Annotated in this window: 18 protein-coding genes; 6 read left to right on the plus strand and 12 right to left on the minus strand. The window is 54.0% G+C overall.

From position 1 onward, the window contains the following. Positions 1 to 66: 66 nt before the first annotated feature. The 4 genes from AC3ITF_RS11670 to ttrS form a co-directional block, all read right to left on the minus strand. On the minus strand, positions 67 to 693 hold the full coding sequence (locus tag AC3ITF_RS11670) for a ferredoxin-like protein (RefSeq protein ID WP_096757202.1): 627 nt from the start codon (positions 691 to 693) through the stop codon (positions 67 to 69). 510 nt (positions 694 to 1,203) lie between these two features. Beyond that, the gene (gene fumD / locus AC3ITF_RS11675; RefSeq protein ID WP_096757203.1) at positions 1,204 to 1,413 is read right to left on the minus strand and encodes a fumarate hydratase FumD; all 210 of its coding nucleotides are present in this window, start codon (positions 1,411 to 1,413) and stop codon (positions 1,204 to 1,206) included. A gap of 93 nt (positions 1,414 to 1,506) precedes the next feature. After that, positions 1,507 to 2,091: a tetrathionate respiration response regulator TtrR gene (gene ttrR, locus AC3ITF_RS11680; protein WP_115258621.1), complete on the minus strand. Its 585-nt coding sequence runs from the start codon at positions 2,089 to 2,091 to the stop codon at positions 1,507 to 1,509. Further along, a complete protein-coding gene (gene ttrS / locus AC3ITF_RS11685) occupies positions 2,066 to 3,847 on the minus strand; it encodes a tetrathionate respiration histidine kinase TtrS (RefSeq protein ID WP_137400047.1) in 1,782 nt (593 codons plus the stop codon). Before ttrS ends, ttrR begins: the two co-directional genes overlap by 26 nt. Positions 3,848 to 4,026: 179 nt before the next feature. Here ttrS and ttrB point away from each other — a divergent pair, with 179 nt between their 5' ends. From ttrB to ttrA, 3 genes are read left to right on the plus strand one after another with little or no spacing between them, the layout of a single operon-like run. Beyond that, positions 4,027 to 4,761 carry a tetrathionate reductase subunit TtrB gene (ttrB, locus tag AC3ITF_RS11690; protein WP_217439024.1) on the plus strand — a complete coding sequence of 245 codons (735 nt, stop codon included), beginning with the start codon at positions 4,027 to 4,029 and terminating at the stop codon, positions 4,759 to 4,761. Then, positions 4,762 to 5,784, plus strand: a complete 1,023-nt coding sequence (gene ttrC / locus AC3ITF_RS11695; protein WP_117343027.1) for a tetrathionate reductase subunit TtrC — start codon at positions 4,762 to 4,764, stop codon at positions 5,782 to 5,784. Beyond that, positions 5,777 to 8,848, plus strand: coding sequence for a tetrathionate reductase subunit TtrA (ttrA, locus tag AC3ITF_RS11700; RefSeq protein ID WP_489175678.1), 3,072 nt, complete (start codon positions 5,777 to 5,779; stop codon positions 8,846 to 8,848). Before ttrC ends, ttrA begins: the two co-directional genes overlap by 8 nt. Before the next feature lie 87 nt (positions 8,849 to 8,935). Here ttrA and AC3ITF_RS11705 read toward each other — a convergent pair whose 3' ends face one another. Genes AC3ITF_RS11705 through AC3ITF_RS11715 form a run of 3 tightly spaced genes read right to left on the minus strand, consistent with a single transcriptional unit; the run spans position 8,936 to position 11,453 of the window. Then, the gene (locus AC3ITF_RS11705) at positions 8,936 to 9,748 is read right to left on the minus strand and encodes a MetQ/NlpA family ABC transporter substrate-binding protein (protein WP_096757208.1); all 813 of its coding nucleotides are present in this window, start codon (positions 9,746 to 9,748) and stop codon (positions 8,936 to 8,938) included. A gap of 21 nt (positions 9,749 to 9,769) precedes the next feature. Beyond that, positions 9,770 to 10,438 carry a methionine ABC transporter permease gene (locus AC3ITF_RS11710; protein WP_096757209.1) on the minus strand — a complete coding sequence of 223 codons (669 nt, stop codon included), beginning with the start codon at positions 10,436 to 10,438 and terminating at the stop codon, positions 9,770 to 9,772. Next, positions 10,431 to 11,453, minus strand: coding sequence for a methionine ABC transporter ATP-binding protein (locus AC3ITF_RS11715; protein ID WP_115258625.1), 1,023 nt, complete (start codon positions 11,451 to 11,453; stop codon positions 10,431 to 10,433). Before AC3ITF_RS11715 ends, AC3ITF_RS11710 begins: the two co-directional genes overlap by 8 nt. Positions 11,454 to 11,787: 334 nt before the next feature. Between AC3ITF_RS11715 and ynhH the strand changes: the two genes are divergently transcribed. The 3 genes from ynhH to lpp all read left to right on the plus strand — a co-directional run bounded on the left by ynhH (position 11,788) and on the right by lpp (position 13,992). Continuing rightward, a complete protein-coding gene (ynhH, locus tag AC3ITF_RS11720; RefSeq protein ID WP_420022522.1) occupies positions 11,788 to 12,018 on the plus strand; it encodes a protein YnhH in 231 nt (76 codons plus the stop codon). Between the two features lie 7 nt (positions 12,019 to 12,025). Further along, positions 12,026 to 13,447 carry a pyruvate kinase PykF gene (gene pykF / locus AC3ITF_RS11725; RefSeq protein ID WP_096757211.1) on the plus strand — a complete coding sequence of 474 codons (1,422 nt, stop codon included), beginning with the start codon at positions 12,026 to 12,028 and terminating at the stop codon, positions 13,445 to 13,447. Positions 13,448 to 13,755: 308 nt separating this feature from the next. Then, entirely contained in the window at positions 13,756 to 13,992 is a 237-nt protein-coding gene (gene lpp / locus AC3ITF_RS11730; protein ID WP_003029373.1) for a murein lipoprotein Lpp, read from the plus strand. Positions 13,993 to 14,061: 69 nt separating this feature from the next. On the opposite strand, the gene ldtE is transcribed toward lpp, so the two are convergent. From ldtE to sufC, 5 genes are all read right to left on the minus strand, one after another. Beyond that, a complete protein-coding gene (gene ldtE, locus AC3ITF_RS11735) occupies positions 14,062 to 15,063 on the minus strand; it encodes a L,D-transpeptidase LdtE (protein WP_115258626.1) in 1,002 nt (333 codons plus the stop codon). Positions 15,064 to 15,186: 123 nt separating this feature from the next. Continuing rightward, positions 15,187 to 15,603 carry a cysteine desulfuration protein SufE gene (gene sufE, locus AC3ITF_RS11740; protein WP_115258627.1) on the minus strand — a complete coding sequence of 139 codons (417 nt, stop codon included), beginning with the start codon at positions 15,601 to 15,603 and terminating at the stop codon, positions 15,187 to 15,189. Between the two features lie 12 nt (positions 15,604 to 15,615). Then, on the minus strand, positions 15,616 to 16,836 hold the full coding sequence (gene sufS, locus AC3ITF_RS11745) for a cysteine desulfurase SufS (protein WP_115258628.1): 1,221 nt from the start codon (positions 16,834 to 16,836) through the stop codon (positions 15,616 to 15,618). Next, complete coding sequence (gene sufD / locus AC3ITF_RS11750; RefSeq protein ID WP_297711083.1) at positions 16,833 to 18,104, minus strand: Fe-S cluster assembly protein SufD; 1,272 nt, start codon at positions 18,102 to 18,104, stop codon at positions 16,833 to 16,835. The genes sufS and sufD overlap by 4 nt, the downstream gene beginning before the upstream one ends. Further along, entirely contained in the window at positions 18,079 to 18,825 is a 747-nt protein-coding gene (sufC, locus tag AC3ITF_RS11755; RefSeq protein WP_489175679.1) for a Fe-S cluster assembly ATPase SufC, read from the minus strand. Before sufC ends, sufD begins: the two co-directional genes overlap by 26 nt.

Here is an 18,825-nt window from a genome sequence, read left to right on the forward strand (position 1 = left end):
CATTTCCGTACATAGCGGCAATTTTTTTGGCAATTAATGACGCGTATCAGGCAAGCCTGCGATCCATCAAACGGTAATCTCTTTCCATTCGATAATTTTTAATGCTCCAGTCGGACAAGCATTGGCGCATTCCCCACACAACACACATTTCGAGGATTTTTTAGTTTCGGTATTCACGGTCGCCATCATCCAGGGACAGGCCGTGGTACACGCGCTACAGCCAATACAGCGCTTGTGATCCACCGCAATACAACCGTCTTCCTGTTTCCAGGTAATTGCGCCTATCGGGCAGACAGCCATACATTGCGGATCTTTGCACTGGCGGCAGGTATCGGCGGTGTAGTTTAAATCGCCGTATAGCCCGCCACCGGAACCGACACCGTTGTCACCAAAGAAAAAGTTGCGATGGATTTTGATACGGGAAAAGAAGGTGCCAACGGCGCCATCGTTATAATTCGTACAGGAAATTTCGCAGCGGTGGCATCCTGTGCAGCGTGCGCGTTGCGTCACCAACACTCCTTTCGGCGTGTTAATCAGCCCGACAGTGCCGCTATCGACATCTTCCTGCTTACAGCCAAAAAGTGATAACAGTGCGGGGGCAATGGTTAACCCTGCCAGACCTTTTCCTGATATCCGCAGAAATTCAAGTCGCGTTAAACCACAATCTAAAAATGGACGATCAACCTGGTTCATTTATTTCGCATCCTCTTCGCAAACGCTGTAGCAGCAACACATCCAGTGCTCATGTTTATACGCGCCGGGCAGGCCAAATCGGGCCACTGATGTTGCCGACAACACGTGATATTTTTGCCCTAACCTGATCGCATCAATGACGGTGGTTAAACGGAGTGAATCTTTACCCTCAAGATAGGAATAACCCTTTAGGGTTAGGCGGATAAATAATGTGGTTATTCATAGCCTGTAACCTTGATCGTTATCAAGTAAAAACGGGAAGGAGAATAATTAATGCGGAGTGATATTTATTATCATTAAGGCAGGTTGAAATAGCATTTCATCTGCATTACAAATATTTGTGATTACACCTCCAAATATAAGCGTTTGTTTTAATCGATATATAATATAATACATAACGACAAATACATTTTTCTACACTTTTTATTTTCAAAGATGAATTATATATATTGATAGAATACCGTGGCAGAATTACAGGGCGGTAGCCTTTCTCCACCGCCCTTTTCAGGATTAACCGGCTAACGCTTTAATCACCGTCTCCATGGCCTGTTTTTCTAACTCACTGCGTTGCACACGCTGATTGGCGAGGGTGGTTCTCAGTACACCGGCAATGACGATATGCTTAGGCTCTTGTCCCAGATCGCGCATTTCCAGTACTACTTTACCAACAACTCTGCACATCTCGCGGTACAGTTCGTCATCTTTGGTCTGATTACCCATATTTGCCTGCTCGTCATTAGCTCAAACCAACAGCATATATCAGTCTGGCTTATTAGACAAAAAATCAATGAAAATCAAATAACTGTCATGAATCTACAGAACCTGCTGGAGTCGGTGAACCAGCTCAGCCAGGCTCCCCGCCTGCATTTTTTCCATCACTCTTGCCCGGTGAACCTCAACGGTACGGACCGCAATATTCATTGCATCTGCGATTTCCCGGTTCATCAACCCTTGTGCCACCAGACCGGCCAGTTGGCGTTCCTTTGGGGTAAGCTGTTGGTAGCAAGCGACAATCTCATGGCGCGTGCATGCCGTAATGGAAACCTGCAGAGCATGTTCCAACGCGACCTGAAGTGGTCCGGCAGAAACCGGCTTTTGCAGAAAATCGACCGCTCCACGTTTCATTTGCGCGACCGCCATCGGTACATCGCCATGCCCGGTAAGAAAGACCACCGCCAGCGTGCTGCCGCGCCGTAGCATCTCGTCATGTACACCTTGTCCATCCAGTCCCGGCATACGCATATCCAGCAATACAACCCCGACCTGATGCAGATTGACCTCGGCCAGGAAGGTTTCTCCGTGCTGCCAGCACCGGACCTCGTATCCCAGACTTTCCAGTAAAAATGCGCAGGCCTGGGTGACGGCTACATCGTCATCCAGCAGATGAATGATCGCCACAATCGCCCCCTTTCTGTGTTGGCTTAAAATGTAATCTTACCGCGACACCCGCCCGACCATCTGGAGCCTGTTGATTGTTGATGCTAATCTCGCCGCCGGCATAGCGAACCAGGCGTTGGCATATGACCAATCCCAGCCCCATTCCTTCTTTGCGGGTAGTCATAAACGGTTGGAACGCTTGATAAAGCTGAGTTTCATCGATTCCCCCGGCGTTATCCTGTACCTGTATGCTGATACCGTCGTCCTCATGTTGAGCGGTAAACCACACCGTGCTGGCCCCTGCCTGAGCGGCGTTAAGCACCAGATTTGCCAGTACTTGTTCCAGCAGAACGCTGGGCAGCGTCAGCGTTAAGTTTGCGCTGACCGTCGTTTGCAGCGTGACGTCAGGGAATTGCTGTGTCATACGCAATAATTGCCACACGTGGTGGACAGCATCACGGATGTTGATCGCCTGCCAGTCATCCGTCATTACTGGATTGCCCTGGGCCTGGCTGGCCCACAGACGCAGATTGCGCAACGTATCGGCCCCCCGCTGTGCCTGAGCATCTATCTGTTCAAGCGCAGGTAACAGCGGATGCTGTTGATCCTGACCGCGCAGGCGAATCAGGCAGCCTTGCGCATAGTGACGGATAGCCGAGAGCGGCTGGTTAAGTTCATGGGCAAACCCGGACGTCATCTCGCCGAGGACGCTCATCTGACGCGCGGTTTCCAGTGCCTGCTCCTGCTTGCGCAACAGTACATTGTTACGCTCCAGCAGCCTGCCGCGACGACGGACCAACAGCATCACCCAGATGTAGTTGAGTGTGAGCAACAGCAGAACCACCGCTGCTGCCCCCATTACCAGTTGATGCTGGATAAACCAGCTTTTGATATCCAGCCACAGTTGACGCTGCTGCGGGTGCTGACGAACGTCACGTAGTAACGTTTCGACCTCGCGGGTCGAGGCGGGAGCTCCCCAGCGAAAAGGCGCATCTTGTGGTGCATTAAACAGAACCCGGGTGACGCGATCGGCAAGTTCATCACTCACTGCAGGCAGTGCGGCGAAGGACCAGTCAGGATAAAGCGGCGTGCTGCTCAGGCAGGGAATCGACGTCGGATGGTTGAGCACCACCTTAAAATCGGCTTTATGGATCAGCCCTTCTTCATCCATTTTTTCCAGCAGACACACCGGCACAATCACGGCCTGAACGGCTTTCTCACGCAATAAATACACTAACGCATCGGCAGGAAAACCCGTGAACCTCAGGCGCAAATCGCGCTCCGGGCGCAATCCCGCATCGATAAGCGCTTTATAACCCAGCAAATAGCCGCCAAATGCCTGGGCATCGATCGCCCCAACCGTTTTGCCGATCAGATCGTGTGCCGACGCGATCTCTCCGTCACGCCTGACTAGGATCGCACTACCAATCACATTGCTGGTCGCTTTTCCGCCGCGGGTGGAGCGTAAGGATGCCAGCCAGCGTAGCGCTGCGCGGTTGTTTAACTGCACAAACTGCGCCGGATTGGTCACCACAAACTGCACGGTTCCCCGGTTCACGGCATCTTGCATCTGGTGCAGGTCCAGCGGTTGAATATGAAACCGTTCACCGGCGATTTGCTGATTCAGCAGGGTTTCCAGCGGCTGCCAGTGATTACGTGTGGTGACCTCCCCACGCATGGCTAAGACGCCAATGTTCCATGTCTGCGCCCAGGCCGCTCCGCTCAGCATCCACAACGCTGCCAGCACCGTCAGGCAATGTACTACTTTACATCTCACGCCATTATCCCTGTCATTTATGTTGTTTTAGATCAACAACAAGCCGGGTATGTGGTTAACCACAATAGAGTACCCCCCGCCACGATTTTTACACTGTAAATCATCAAGATTCTTTATTCATCACACGCAAACCAACGGCGTGACCAATGTTTCGTTGTTGCATTGTGACGGGAGAAAATATGGACAGCAGTAAACGGCAGTTTCTCCAGCAACTGGGCGTTCTGACCGCAGGCGCATCCCTGGTTCCCCTGGCTCAGGCCGAGTTTCCCTTCTCGCCAGAACGCCACGAGGGGTCGCGCCAGCATCGCTACGCCATGTTGATTGATCTGCGGCGGTGTATCGGCTGTCAGGCCTGTACCGTCAGTTGCGCCATTGAAAACCAGACGCCTCAGGGCGCGTTTCGTACCAACGTCAACCAGTATCAGGTACAGGTTGAGGGTCAGCAAAGCGTCACCAACGTGCTGCTGCCGCGCCTGTGTAACCATTGCGATAACCCACCTTGTGTGCCCGTTTGTCCCGTGCAGGCCACCTTTCAGCGCGAAGATGGCATTGTAGTGGTCGACAATACGCGCTGTGTGGGCTGCGCCTACTGCGTGCAAGCCTGCCCATACGATGCTCGGTTTATTAACCATGAAACGCAGACCGCCGACAAATGCACATTTTGCGTGCACCGCCTGGAAGCCGGGCTGCTCCCGGCCTGCGTGGAGTCCTGTGTGGGCGGCGCGCGCATCATTGGCGACATCAACGATCCGCACAGCCGGATTTCACGCATGCTGCACGAACACCATGACACCATCAAAGTCCTGAAACCGGAAAGCGGCACCTCGCCTCACGTGTTCTATCTGGGGCTAGATGACGCCTTCGTCACCCCGTTGATGGGACGTGCTCAACCCGCTCTGTGGCAGGAGGTTTAAATGACCCATTCACTGATTATCGAAGAGGTGCTGGCCCATCCGCAGGAAATAAGCTGGTTGCCCTGGGCGGTACAGTATTTCTTTTTCATTGGCATTGCCGCCTGCGCGGCGCTGTTCGCCTGCGTGCTCCACTGGCGTAAAAAAGCGCAGCCGCAGCTAGAAAACCTGACGCTGCTGATCGCCCTGACCTGTGCCATCACCGCCCCGCTGGCGCTGACCGCGGATCTGCACCAGACCGCGCGCGTCTGGCATTTCTATGCCTATCCGACACCGTGGTCATGGATGCCGTGGGGGGCACTGTTTTTACCGTTGTTCACCGGGTTTCTCGGGCTGTGGTTTCTGGCGCAGCAGGTCAAACGGTTTACGCATAAAAGTTACAGCGTCACTAAATGGCTAGCTGTGGGCAGCGCGCTCTCAGCCATTGGATTATTGGTGTATACCGGCCGCGAAGTCTCCGTCGTGCAGGCGCGTCCCATCTGGTTCAGCTATGCCTTCCCGCTGGCGATGTTCCTCAGCGCGCTGCAAACCTTCTTCGCCCTGCTTATCGCCAGCATAAACCGCGACAGCACACTACCGCGCAAACTGGCATGGGGGCAGATTGTCACGTTGATCGCCCTGGCCATTGTGATGGCGTGGTGGGTGAGCGGCGATACGCTTTCCGGGTCGGCGATTCGCCAGTGGCTGGATGTCGCCGCGTCTGCACGGCACTACGCCATCGGCTGGGTAGTGCTGTGGGCTGTCTCACTGGCACTTTGCGGATGGGTGTTACGTCACCCATCGTCATTACCGCTGCGCATTACGCTGGCCTTCAGCGCCATGGCGCTGTGCTGGCTGATGCGCTGGACGATACTGATTCAGGTGCAGACCATCCCCAAATTTAACGCGCAATTCAATCCGTACTCCCTGCCCGGCGGCACAGATGGCTGGCTGGCCATTGTAGGCACCTTTGGCCTGTGGGTTGCGCTACTCATTATTGTTCATGAAGGCCTCAACGCGATCGCAAGGAGAATGCAACATGGCTAATTTAACCCGTCGTCAGTGGCTTAAAGTTGGTCTCGCCGTTGGCGGGATGGTGACCTTTGGCCTGAGTTATCGGGATGTGGCAAAGCGCGCGATTGACGGTTTGCTGGATGGCACCTCGGGGAAAATCACCCGCGATCGCATCTTCGGCAATGCGCTGATCCCCGAAGCCAACGCCCAACCGCGCTGGCAGCAGGATCCGCAGCAGGTGATCGCCATGACCCAGTGCTTCGGCTGCTGGACCCAGTGCGGTGTGCGGGTCCGCGTCGACAGCAAAGCGGGGAAAGTTCTGCGCATTGCGGGCAACCCCTACCACCCACTGTCGCATGAACATCACATTGATTCGTCGGTTCCGTTTGCCACGGCAATGGAACAACTGGCGGGCGAAAGCGGTCTTGATGCGCGTTCCACCGCCTGCGCCCGGGGCGCAACCCTGCTCGAAGGCCTGTACAGCCCGCTGCGAATTCTGGAGCCGATGAAGCGCGTCGGTAAACGTGGCGAAGGTAAATGGCAGCGCATCAGCTTTGAACAGCTCATCAAAGAGGTGGTGGAAGGCGGCGACCTGTTTGGTGAAGGTCACGTTGACGGCCTGCGGGCCATCCACGACCCCATCACCCCGTTAGATGCTAAGCACCCCGGCTTTGGCCCGAAATCCAATCAACTGCTGGTCACCAATACCAGCGACGAGGGACGCGATACGTTTATCCGCCGTTTCGCACTGAACAGTTTTGGTAGTAAAAACTTCGGCGCGCACGGTGCGTATTGTGGGCTAGCGTATCGGGCCGGTTCCGGCGCGCTAATGGGCGATCTGGATAAAAACACCCACGTCAAACCGGACTGGGATAACGTTGAGTTCGCGTTATTTATGGGCACCTCCCCGGCGCAGTCCGGCAACCCGTTTAAGCGCCAGGCTCGCCAACTCGCCAGCGCCCGCTTACGCAATGATTTCGAGTATGTCGTTGTCGCACCCGCCCTGCCATTAACCACGGTACTGGCTGACGATCGCGGTCACTGGCAGCCTGTGCACCCGGGGAGCGACTCGGCGCTGGCAATGGGAATGATCCGCTGGATCATCGAAAAGCAGCGTTACAACGCCGATTACCTCGCCATCCCTGGTGTCCAGGCCATGCAACAGGCCGGAGAAAAAAGCTGGACCAACGCCACGCATCTGGTGATTACCGATGAGATCCCAACGCTTGCCGGACAGCATCTCACGCTCGCCCATCTGAACACCGACGCGCCTGGCGAACCGCTGGCCGTTAACGAGGCCGGTGACATGGTAGCAGCCAGCAGCTGTCAACGCGCACAGCTGTTCGTGACCCGCGAAGTAACGCTGGCCGACGGGCAAACCGTGACGGTCAAAAGCGGATTCCAGCGTCTGAAAGAGTCTGCCGAAAAGCTGTCACTGGCGCAATACAGCCAGCAGTGCGGCGTGTCGGAGGCAAAAATAGGCGCGCTGGCGGACGCCTTTACCCGTCACGGGCGTAAAGCGGCGGTGATCACCCACGGCGGGATGATGGCAGGCAACGGATTTTACAACGCCTGGGCGGTGATGATGCTGAATGCGCTGATTGGCAACCTCAGCCTCGAAGGCGGGGTCTTTGTGGGCGGCGGTAAATTCAACGGTGCCACTGACGGACCGCGCTACAATATGGACAGTTTCGCCGGAAAGGTGAAGCCGAAAGGCCTGAGCATCGCGCGCAGTAAAACCGCCTATGAATCCTCGGAAGAGTACCGTAATAAAGTGGCTGCCGGACAATCGCCCTTCCCGGCGAAAGCCCCATGGTATCCGTTTGTCGCCGGGCAGTTGACCGAATTACTCGTCTCGGCGCTCGAAGGCTATCCGTATCCGCTAAAAGCCTGGATCTCCAACATGACTAACCCGTTCTACGGCATTGCGGGGTTGCGTGGCGTGGCGGAAGAAAAGCTCAAAGATCCGGCGCGTCTGCCGTTGTTTATTGCCATTGATGCTTTTATGAACGAAACCACCGCGCTGGCGGACTATATTGTCCCGGATACCCACAACTTCGAAAGCTGGGGATTCAGCGCCCCGTGGGCAGGCGTGGCGAGCAAGGCCACCACCGCCCGCTGGCCGATTGTTGCACCCGCCACCAGCAAAACCGCCGACGGCCAACCAGCATCCATGGAGTCATTTTGCATCGCGGTGGCAAAACGCATTGGGCTGCCGGGCTTTGGCGATAACGCCATTACCGATCCGCAGGGCAATCACTATCCGCTGAACCGCGCGGAAGATTACTACCTGCGACTGGCCGCCAACATTGCGTTTATGGGTAAGGCGCCGGTCGCCGAAGCCGCGCCGGAAGATATCTCGCTGACCGGCGTGACGCGGATCCTGCCGGTCATCACCGACACGCTAAAAGCCGACGAAGTTCGTCGCGTGGCGTTTGTCTACTCGCGCGGTGGTCGTTTTGCGCCAGATAAGAGTGGCCGCACCGATAACCGCGTCGGTAATGCGTGGGAGACACCTCTGCAAATCTGGAACGCGGATGTCGCCGCACACCGCCATGCGATCACCGGCGAGCGCTACAGCGGCTGTCCGGCCTGGTATCCTTCCCGCCTGTCCGACGGGCGTTCGGTGGACGAATTGTTTCCGCAGCAGGAATGGCCACTGAAGATGATCTCCTTTAAGTCCAATACCATGTCCAGCGCCTCGGCGGTGATCCCACGTCTTCACCATCTCAAGCCTGTGAATCTGGTGGCGCTCAACCCGCAGGACGGCGCGCGTTATGGTGTGTCACACGGCGACACGGTGCGCATCATCACGCCGGGTGGACACGCACAAGCGCAGGTCAGCCTGCTCAACGGCGTTATGCCGGGCGTTATCGCAATTGAACATGGCTACGGACATAAAGAAATGGGGGCAGCACAGCATACGCTTGACGGAGAGCCGATGGCGTTTGATGAAAAGATTAAATCGGGGATTAATATTAACGATTTGGGTTTTGCCGACCCGACGCGTCAGGTGGCCAATACCTGGCTGGACTGGGTCTCAGGAGCGTCTGTGCGCCAAGGGCTACCGGCGAGAATCGAGCGAGTGCAACTCTAGCGCCGGATGGCAACGCTACTGCGTTTTACCCGGCCTACAGACGTTGTAGGCCGGGTAAGGCGAAGCCGCCACCCGGCAGAAAGTGGATCAGTTATTTACCGGGATCACCGCGCCTTTATATTTGGTGCGGATCCAGTCCTGAATTTCTTTTGAGTGCAGTGCGTCAACCAGCGCCACAATATCCTTTTTCTTCTCATCGCCGCGATGCACGGTAATGATGTTGGCATACGGGTTGTTTTCGCCGCTTTCGACAGCAATCGGATCTTTCACCGGATCCAGCCCGGCATCGATAGCGTAGTTGGCGTTGATCACCACTGCATCGCCTTCATCGTTGTTATACATCTGCGGCAACAGTGCCGCTTCAACGTTAGGCAGGAACTTCAGCTTTTTCGGGTTCTCAACGATGTCGCTGATGCGCGCGGTGACTTTATCAACGCCTGGCTTGAGCTTAATCACACCCTCTTTTTCGAAAATCGACAGAATGCGCCCTTCTTCGGACACCGCATCACGCATGATGATCTTTCCGCCCTCCGGCAGGTCCTTCAGCGACTTTACCTTTTTAGAATAGATACCAATCGGCTCAATGTGAATCGCCCCGGCGCTGACGAAATCATAGGTCTTATCACCCGCATGATCCTTCAGTACGCTGTTCAGGTACGGAATATGCTGGAAGTAGTTGGCGTCAATCTCACGCCCCGCCAGCGCGGTGTTTGGCAGAATGTAGTCCTGGAACGGTTTAATCTCCAGCTCGATCCCCTGCTTTGCCAGGATCGGTTTCGCCTGTTCGAGGATCTCAGCGTGCGGCACGTTGGACGCGCCCACGGTCAGCGTATCTGCCCACGACGCAAAGCTCAGGGCGCTTAAGGTGGCGGCGGCGAGTAATGTCAGTGATTTTTTCATGATAATGGTTTCCGTATTTTATTAGCGTTTATCTAACAGAGAGGTGATCACATCGCCGCAAAACTGGATGATGAAGACAATAACCAGAATGGTCACCGTCGCCACCAGCGTAACGTCGCTGTGGTTGCGCTGGAATCCTTCCAGATAAGCCAAATTCCCTAAACCACCGGCACCAATCACACCAGCCATTGCGCTGTAGCTAACCAGGGCAATCAGCGTCACGGTGATACCGGACACCAGAGCGGGTGATGATTCCGGCAGTAAAACCCGAAAAATAAGCGTACTCAGACGTGCCCCCATGGAGCGGCTCGCTTCAATAACGCCTTTATCTACTTCACGCAGGGCAATTTCGACCAGACGGGCATAGAACGGTGCGGCACCCACGATCAGCGCGGGTAGCGCGGCGTTGGCACCAAGAATGGTGCCAACCAGCGTTTTGGTCACCGGGATCAGCAGCACGATCAAAATGATGAACGGGATTGAGCGGAAAATATTCACGATCAACGAGATGGCGCTGTACAGCGTGCGGTTCTGATACAGGCCGCCACGCGCGGTCAGAAATAGCGCCAGTCCGAGCGCAATACCCAGTACAAAGGTCGCCACACCGGAAAGCGCGGTCATGTAGAGCGTTTCCTGAGTTGCCGCGAACAGTTGGTCCCATTTCAGATGGGGAAACAGGGAATCAGCCATGTTGGATAACCTCGCCGTCAACGTCGCTGTGGCGCAGATCGGCCAGAATATTGTTGAGTTGTTCTTCAGTGGCCACCACGTGCACCCACAGTTGACCAAACGCGCCATGGGCGGTTTGCGTCATCTTGCCGTGCAGAATGTTAAACGGCAGGCCGTAGCGCAGGGTCAGTTCCCCGACCACCGGCCGATGGGTACGCTGTCCGGTAAACGTTAACTTAATCACCGCACCGCCGAGTTCGCTTGCCAGTTGCGGATTAAACTCATCTTCCTCGGCATATTGACTTACCTGACGGACAAACTGACGGGTGATCGGCTGCTGCGGGTGGCTAAACACGCTGAGCACATCGCCCTCTTCAACCACTTTGCCGTTCTCCATCACCGCCACGCGATCGCAAATTTTGCGCACCACGTGCATCTCATGAGTGATCAGCACAATGGTTAATTTGAAACGCCGGTTAATATCGAGCAGCAAATCCAGGATTTGATCGGTGGTTTGCGGATCCAGCGCGGAGGTGGCTTCGTCGCACAACAGCACGTCCGGGTTGTTCGCCAGCGCACGGGCAATCCCGACACGCTGTTTTTGCCCACCGCTGAGCTGCGACGGCCAGGCGTTTTCTCGACCATCCAGCCCGACCAATGTAATCAGTTCGGCCACACGTGCTTTAATTTTTGCTTTTGGTACACCGGCGATTTGCATTGAGAAGGCAATGTTTTCGCTGACGGTCCGCGACCACAGCAGATTAAAGTGCTGAAACACCATGCTGATTTTCAGTCGGGCCTGGCGTAACGATTCCCCGCGCGCCGTGGAGATATCGTGACCATTGACGGTCACACTGCCGGAAGTTGGCTGTTCAAGACCATTAAGCAGGCGAATCAGGGTGCTCTTACCGGCACCGCTGTAGCCAATAATTCCGTAAATCTGCCCCTGTTCAACCGTCAGGTTGACGTTATCGACAGCGGTAATAGCAAGCCTGCCTGGCGTAAACACTTTCGAAATATTTTTCAGGACAATCATGTCGTTTGGGTATCCGCTGCTGCTTATCGTTATCCTGCTAACGCTTTTAGCTGTTTAGCAGTATGGATGTCCAAACGAGTGTAATCAGGGAAATGGGCTTTTGATATGAATTAAAAAGAATTTGATATAACTATAAGGAATAACTGTTTTGCACTATTGTCGTTTGCAAGAGCCGGGAATGAACAACCTCGTGTTGTTGCGCAACAGACCACCGCTGCGGACAACCTCTTTATCCATAGCAATGAACAAATTCGTGAATATTTTTTCGTGAAACTGCACAGAACGCTTTTGAAACACCGTTTCCATTTTCCTTTTAGATAATTTTCAGCGTATAATGCGCGCCAATTGTCTCTTGAATGGTTTCAGCACATTGACCTGTAAAACTCAACGACTACAAAACTCTCCTACCCGTTGGGCTGAAACGCAAGCGCACATTCCTCTGCACGCTCTTTCGATGTCACCTATCCTTAGAGCGAGGCATCACAACTTTCGTAACTCAGGTTTAGCTTCCCATCCGTGCGCGACGGAAGCCAGATTTCCATATCCTTCTCAACTTAAAGACTAAGACTGTCATGAAAAAGACGAAAATTGTTTGCACCATCGGTCCGAAAACCGAATCCGAAGAGATGTTAACCAAAATGCTGGACGCGGGCATGAACGTCATGCGTCTGAACTTCTCCCACGGCGATTACGCAGAACACGGTCAGCGCATTAAGAACTTGCGCAACGTGATGAGCAAGACCGGCAAGAAAGCGGCCATCCTGCTCGACACCAAAGGTCCGGAAATCCGTACCATTAAACTGGAAGGCGGTAACGACGTTTCTCTGAAAGCGGGTCAGACCTTCACGTTCACCACTGACAAATCTGTCGTAGGTAACAACGAAATCGTTGCTGTTACTTATGAAGGCTTCACCAATGACCTGTCCGTTGGCAACACCGTGCTGGTTGACGATGGTCTGATCGGCATGGAAGTTACCGCAATCGAAGGTAACAAAGTTATCTGTAAAGTGCTGAACAACGGCGACCTGGGCGAAAACAAAGGCGTTAACCTGCCGGGCGTTTCTATCGCGCTGCCAGCACTGGCTGAAAAAGACAAACAGGACCTGATCTTCGGTTGCGAGCAAGGCGTTGACTTCGTTGCGGCGTCCTTTATCCGTAAACGTTCTGACGTCATTGAAATTCGTGAGCACCTGAAAGCGCACGGCGGCGAAAACATTCAGATCATCTCCAAAATCGAAAACCAGGAAGGCCTGAACAACTTCGACGAGATCCTCGAAGCGTCTGACGGCATCATGGTTGCACGTGGCGATCTGGGCGTAGAAATCCCGGTTGAAGAAGTTATCTTCGCGCAGAAGATGATGATCGAAAAATGCGTACGCGCACGTAAAGTGGTCATCACCGCGACTCAGATGCTGGACTCCATGATCAAAAACCCACGTCCGACCCGTGCTGAAGCCGGTGACGTGGCAAACGCCATCCTCGACGGTACTGATGCAGTCATGCTGTCTGGTGAATCCGCTAAAGGTAAATACCCGCTGGAAGCCGTTTCTATCATGGCAACCATCTGTGAACGTACCGACCGCGTGATGACCAGCCGTCTGGACAACAGCCATGACAACCGCAAACTGCGTATTACCGAAGCCGTTTGCCGTGGTGCTGTAGAAACCGCTGAAAAACTGGAAGCTCCGCTGATCGTCGTAGCGACCCAGGGTGGTAAATCTGCTAAAGCCGTACGTAAATACTTCCCGAACGCGACCATTCTGGCGCTGACCACCAACGAAGTGACTGCGCGTCAGCTGGTTCTCAGCAAAGGCGTGGTGCCGCACCTGGTGAAAGAAATCGCTTCTACTGATGATTTCTACCGTCTGGGTAAAGAAGTTGCGCTGCAGTTAGTTGAGCGCGGCCTGGCACAGAAAGGTGACGTTGTAGTGATGGTTTCCGGTGCGCTGGTACCGAGCGGCACCACCAACACGGCATCTGTTCACGTGCTGTAATAATTCCATCGGGAATTAATTTGCCTAAAAAGCGCCCTTGCGGCGCTTTTTTTATTTCCGCGATAGCTACTATTAATAAAAAATCAAATCGGATTTCACTATCTAATTAGAGATTATCTAAGATGAATCCGATGGAAGCTTTCTGTTTTCACTCGGGTTTTTAGCCGTTTTTGCACAATTCGATGCTTCTTTGAGCGAACGATCAAAAATAAGTGCATTCGCATCAAAAAAATATTCTCAACCTAAAAAGCTTTGTGTAATACTTGTAACGCTACATGGAGATTAACTCAATCTAGAGGGTATTAATAATGAATCGTACTAAACTGGTACTGGGCGCGGTAATCCTGGGTTCTACTCTGCTGGCAGGTTGCTCCAGCAATGCTAAAATCGATCAGCTGTCTTCTGACGTTCAGACTCTGAACGCTAAAGTTGACCAGCTGAGCAACGACGTGAACGCAATGCGTTCCGACGTTCAGGCTGCTAAAGATGACGCAGCACGCGCTAACCAGCGTCTGGACAACGCAGCTACTAAATACCGTAAGTAATAGTATCTGTGTAATAGAAATGGCGCACATTGTGCGCCATTTTTTTTGCCCTTCATTCCTCCTTCCCTGTTACTGCATCGTCCGCACGTCCCCTGCTTCTGGCAATCCATTCTGTGCCGACTTCACCTCTGGCCCGTTGGCCACAATCGGTGCCTGCCCGGCCGTAACGGTAACCGGATAACCTGCCCGACGATACAGCGCCCGATCCACCAGCCCCAGGTCTACGGCTTTACTGTCTTTAAACTGGGTAAAACCGGCAGGCAGTACATACGGCATGGTCTGTACGTTTTGTTCTTCCTCTGGCGACAATGGTCGGTGCACTTCAACATAACGCATGCCGTTAGGCTCGATGGCGTACTTTATCGGCTCATTAATCACTCTGACCGGCGTGCCGGTTCTGACCTGAGCAAACAGGGCTTTGATGTCCGGCGCGTTCATGCGAATACAGCCAGAGCTGACGCGCAGGCCTACACTGTCGGGTGCGCTGGTACCGTGGATGAGGTATTCACCGTTTCCATGCGCCAGACGCAGCGCAAAGCGTCCTAACGGATTATTGGGCCCGGCGGGCACTACAGGGGGTAGCGTAATGCCGCGCTCCAGAGAACGCTTACGGATGCCTGGTGTTGGGGTCCATGTAGGGTTAGGGATTTTCTGTCCCACCCGAGTTTCCATCACCGGGGTCTCCAGTCCCTGTAAACCAATGCCAATCGGGAATACCTGAACAATATTCTCTCCCGGCGGGAAATAATACAGACGCAATTCTGCCAGATTAACAATAATACCTTCGCGCGGCGCATCCGGTAACAGCAGTTGCGAAGGAATCGTAATCAGGGTGCCGGGGCTGGGTACCGGGGCGATCGTATTATTCGCTTCGAGGATCAGCATCGCGGCGGTATCAAACCGGCGGGCTATTGCCTGCAAGTTTTTATCGCCTTCCTGCACGGTGTAGGTTTGATTCTGCCCGACAAGACGACTGTTCGCCGCAGGCAAAGGATAATCGACCGCCCAGGCGGCCTGTATAGCGCTGTAAGCGCCAATTAGCATTAGAGTAATAATAGACGCGCGTTTCATACTCACTCACCCCCCTGGCGTTATTGCCGGATAACGGCTGCTGCGGTATCCGGCCGACGAGTCATTGCATAAATCTGCTCAGCGTTATCTTGCAAGGTTTGCCGGATAACGTGTTTTATCAGTTTAGCTAAGAGTTGCCGCTTGCGTACGAATAGCGCGAATCATCGCTTCCAGCCCCTGTGAACGCGATGGCGTGAGATGTTGCGTCAGTGCCATTTTCTCGAACCACGGACGCACATCAAAACGCACAATATCTTCGGCAGTCATTCGATCATATAAAATGAATACCACAGCAATCAGTCCTTTCACAATTGCCGCATCACTGTCGCCCTGTAATTCAATAATTCCGTCAGCATTCTGACGCATTGTTATCCATACCTGACTCTGACAGCCCTGAATACTATTTTTCTCACAGCGATCATCAGCATTTAATTCTGGTAAACGCTGACCTAATTCAATGATATACAGATACTTCTCTTCCCAGTTCGCGCAGCGCAGAAAATTACGCAACAACTTTTCTTTATCCGGTAGCGCAGCCATACCCCCTCCCTGTTATCCCAATAAGTGATGAATACGTTTAAGTCCCGTTACCAGTCGATCCACCTCTTCCTGAGTGTTGTACATGGCAATCGAGGCCCGGCACATCGCAGGGACGTTATAATATGCCATCAACGGCATGGCGCAGTGGTGCCCGGTGCGTACGGCAATACCGTAGTTATCAAGAAAACTACCCACGTCGTAGGCGTGGTGTTTACCGAGGTTAAACGCGATGACGCCCAGACGCTCCTGCGGACCGTACAACGTCAGATCCGGCACACTGGCCAGCTGTTCTAGCGCGTAGCACATCATGAACTGCTCGTACTCGCTGATGTTATCCAGACCCAGCGCACTCACATATTCAATGGCAGCGCCCAGGCCGATAATACCGCCGGTATTGGGCGTTCCCGCTTCAAAACGCCACGGCGCTTTCGTCCAGGTGGTTCCCTGGCTCAGGCTAACCGTTGCTATCATTGAGCCCCCGCCTTCCCAGGGCGGCATCTCCTGCAACAGCGACTCACGGGCATACAGCACGCCAATGCCGGTGGGTCCATACAGCTTATGGGCGGAGAAGACATAAAAGTCGCAATCCAGCGCCTGCATGTCTACTTTATGGTGCATCACCGCCTGCGCGCCATCGACCAGCACTTTTGCCCCGTGCTGATGCGCCAGCGCAATCATCTCTGCTAACGGGTTTTCGGTACCCAGCACGTTGGATACATGGGTAATCGCCAGCAGTTGGGTGCGTTCGTCGAACAGAGTTGGCAGTGTATCCAACTGCAAGGTGCCATCAGCATTCAGGGGGATGACACGCAGCTCAGCACCCACGCGGGCACACAGCATCTGCCATGGCACGATGTTGGCGTGGTGTTCCATCTCACTGATGATGATGTTATCCCCCGCCCGCACATTGCTGGTGCCCCAACTGTTGGCTACCAGATTAATCCCCTCGGTCGTGCCACGCACAAATACCAGTTCTTCAGCGGAGCGGGCATTAATAAACAGCGACGCCAGCTTACGCACATTCTCCATTTTTTCCGTCGCCTGGGCGCTTAGGGTATGAATACCACGGTGAACCGCCGCATAGCCATGGCGGTAAAACTCAGCTTCGGCATCAATCACCTGATTCGGCTTTTGCGCGCTGGCAGCGCTGTCCAGATACGCCAGCGGCAGGCCGTTCACTTCACGGGTCAGGACCGGAAAGTCGGCCCGCACTTTTTCAATCGGAAATGTCATGCTACGCCTCCCGGCAGGCGTTGGGCTATACGCGCCAGAACCTGTTGTTTAAGCGTTTCATCGCTCAGGGCTTCCGTCAGCTCAGCGGCAAACGCATAGAGAATCATCTGTTGAGCATCCTGCTGGCCGATCCCACGCGAACGCAGATAGAACATCTGCTCATCGTCGATCCGCCCTACCGTCGCGCCGTGGCTGCATTTCACGTCATCGGCATAGATTTCCAGTTGCGGTTTGGTGTCCACTTCCGACAGCTTACCAAGCAGCAAATTATTGTTCGTCATCTGTCCGTCGGTTTTAATCGCGTGCTGCGCCACGTTGATCAGACCATTGAACACCGCCCGACCTTTATCGCTGACGATGGTTTTATGCAGTTGGCGGCTGTTGCAATAGCCTTTGTTATGCTCAAGCCAGGTGCGGGTATCGCAGACTTCGTTTTTCACCGGCATCGCCAGACTGTTAATCCGCAGCGTGGTGTTTTCGCCGTTCAGTTGGGTGCTGGTGTTATGGCGCAACACCGCGTCGCCGAGCAAAAAGCTGTGGCTTACCGCCGTAGCATCTGCGCCCAACTGAATGTCGTTATGGGCGAAGTGATGGCTGTTCGGGTTCTCAAACGCCAGCTTGATATGCTGCAAGTGGGCATTGGCCGCCACGTTCATCGTAACGCGCGCGCCGGTAAAGTGCTTCAGCGTGTTGAGGCTGACAAAATGTTCGATGAGGGTGGCTTCTGCGCCCTCCGCCAGTTCAAGGTGGTGGCGATAATGCGCGGTATTGACGTCATCGCCCGCCACTCCCTGGGTGATGTGCATCAACAGTAGCGGTTTCGCCGGGCGCTGATTACGTTTCACCTTGATATGCGTCACACTGCGCGACAGGCTTTCCGTCAGATGCAGAAAAACCTCTGGCTGAATCGGTGCCGGTAGCGACAGGTGCGCATCGTCAACAGTAATGTCAAAGCCGCTACCGTCCGTGCTGTCGCTAAGCGCTTCGCAGAATTGCCCGTCGACAAACACCAGACGCACAGCATCAATGCCAGTGGCTAACGCCTCGCACTGCGCCGGGGTTATCGCGGCAAGATGACTAACAAACTGGCTACTGGTTAATCCTTCCAGCGGCGTGTATTTCCAGTCTTCATGCTTACGCGTAGGCAGCCCAAGACGCAGCATCTGCTGTAAGTGCTGCTGCGCGTGCTGCGAGCGGGTTTCGCCCTGTGACTCAAACAAGTGATGCCACTGCTGCAGCACATTACTGCTGTTCACTAAGCCAGCCATATCCTTGCTCCTCCAGCTGTTTAACCAGCGTGAAATCGCCGGACTTAACAATGCGTCCCTGATACAAAACATGGACGTAATCGGGTTTGATATAGTCGAGGATGCGCTGATAGTGGGTGACAATAATGAATGAACGCTTGCCGTCGCGCAGCGAATTGACGCCATCAGCGACAATTTTTAGCGCATCAATATCCAACCCCGAATCAGACTCGTCGAGAATGCACAGCTGAGGCTCCAGCACCGCCATCTGCAAAATATCATTGCGTTTTTTCTCACCGCCGGAGAAACCGACGTTTACCGAGCGGGTGAGCAAATCCTCCGGCATTTTCAACAGCGCGATTTTCTCCTCCATCAAATCCTGGAAGTCGAATCGATCCAGCGCGTCTTCGCCACGGTAACCGCGCACTGCATTAAGCGCGGTTTGCAGGAAAAACTGATTGCTGACGCCGGGAATTTCCACCGGGTATTGAAACGCCATAAAGATGCCTTCACCGGCCCGGTTTTCCGGTGACAGTTCCAGTAAATCTTTACCGTTAAATTCCACCGTTCCCCCGGTGACGGCATAATCATCACGCCCGGCCAATGTTGCCGACAGCGTGCTTTTTCCTGAACCGTTCGGCCCCATAATGGCGTGAACTTCACCCGGGCGGACCTCCAGGCTCAGCCCGCGCAGGATCGCCTTCTCTTCGACGCTGACCTGTAAATCTTTAATGCTTAACAT

This window comes from Citrobacter sp. KH_055_1, assembly GCF_057838705.1.

What these genes read in the sequence shown, in the direction of transcription:
- sufE (WP_115258627.1), bottom strand. Translation starts at nt 15,603, where the DNA reads ATGGCTGCGCTACCGGATAAAGAAAAGTTGTTGCGTAATTTTCTGCGC.
- sufS (WP_115258628.1), bottom strand. Translation starts at nt 16,836, where the DNA reads ATGACATTTCCGATTGAAAAAGTGCGGGCCGACTTTCCGGTCCTGACC.
- ttrB (WP_217439024.1), top strand. Translation starts at nt 4,027, where the DNA reads ATGGACAGCAGTAAACGGCAGTTTCTCCAGCAACTGGGCGTTCTGACC.
- sufC (WP_489175679.1), bottom strand. Translation starts at nt 18,825, where the DNA reads ATGTTAAGCATTAAAGATTTACAGGTCAGCGTCGAAGAGAAGGCGATC.
- sufD (WP_297711083.1), bottom strand. Translation starts at nt 18,104, where the DNA reads ATGGCTGGCTTAGTGAACAGCAGTAATGTGCTGCAGCAGTGGCATCAC.
- ldtE (WP_115258626.1), bottom strand. Translation starts at nt 15,063, where the DNA reads ATGAAACGCGCGTCTATTATTACTCTAATGCTAATTGGCGCTTACAGC.
- AC3ITF_RS11705 (WP_096757208.1), bottom strand. Translation starts at nt 9,748, where the DNA reads ATGAAAAAATCACTGACATTACTCGCCGCCGCCACCTTAAGCGCCCTG.
- AC3ITF_RS11710 (WP_096757209.1), bottom strand. Translation starts at nt 10,438, where the DNA reads ATGGCTGATTCCCTGTTTCCCCATCTGAAATGGGACCAACTGTTCGCG.
- lpp (WP_003029373.1), top strand. Translation starts at nt 13,756, where the DNA reads ATGAATCGTACTAAACTGGTACTGGGCGCGGTAATCCTGGGTTCTACT.
- fumD (WP_096757203.1), bottom strand. Translation starts at nt 1,413, where the DNA reads ATGGGTAATCAGACCAAAGATGACGAACTGTACCGCGAGATGTGCAGA.
- AC3ITF_RS11670 (WP_096757202.1), bottom strand. Translation starts at nt 693, where the DNA reads ATGAACCAGGTTGATCGTCCATTTTTAGATTGTGGTTTAACGCGACTT.
- pykF (WP_096757211.1), top strand. Translation starts at nt 12,026, where the DNA reads ATGAAAAAGACGAAAATTGTTTGCACCATCGGTCCGAAAACCGAATCC.
- ttrC (WP_117343027.1), top strand. Translation starts at nt 4,762, where the DNA reads ATGACCCATTCACTGATTATCGAAGAGGTGCTGGCCCATCCGCAGGAA.
- ynhH (WP_420022522.1), top strand. Translation starts at nt 11,788, where the DNA reads ATGCGCGCCAATTGTCTCTTGAATGGTTTCAGCACATTGACCTGTAAA.
- ttrA (WP_489175678.1), top strand. Translation starts at nt 5,777, where the DNA reads ATGGCTAATTTAACCCGTCGTCAGTGGCTTAAAGTTGGTCTCGCCGTT.
- AC3ITF_RS11715 (WP_115258625.1), bottom strand. Translation starts at nt 11,453, where the DNA reads ATGATTGTCCTGAAAAATATTTCGAAAGTGTTTACGCCAGGCAGGCTT.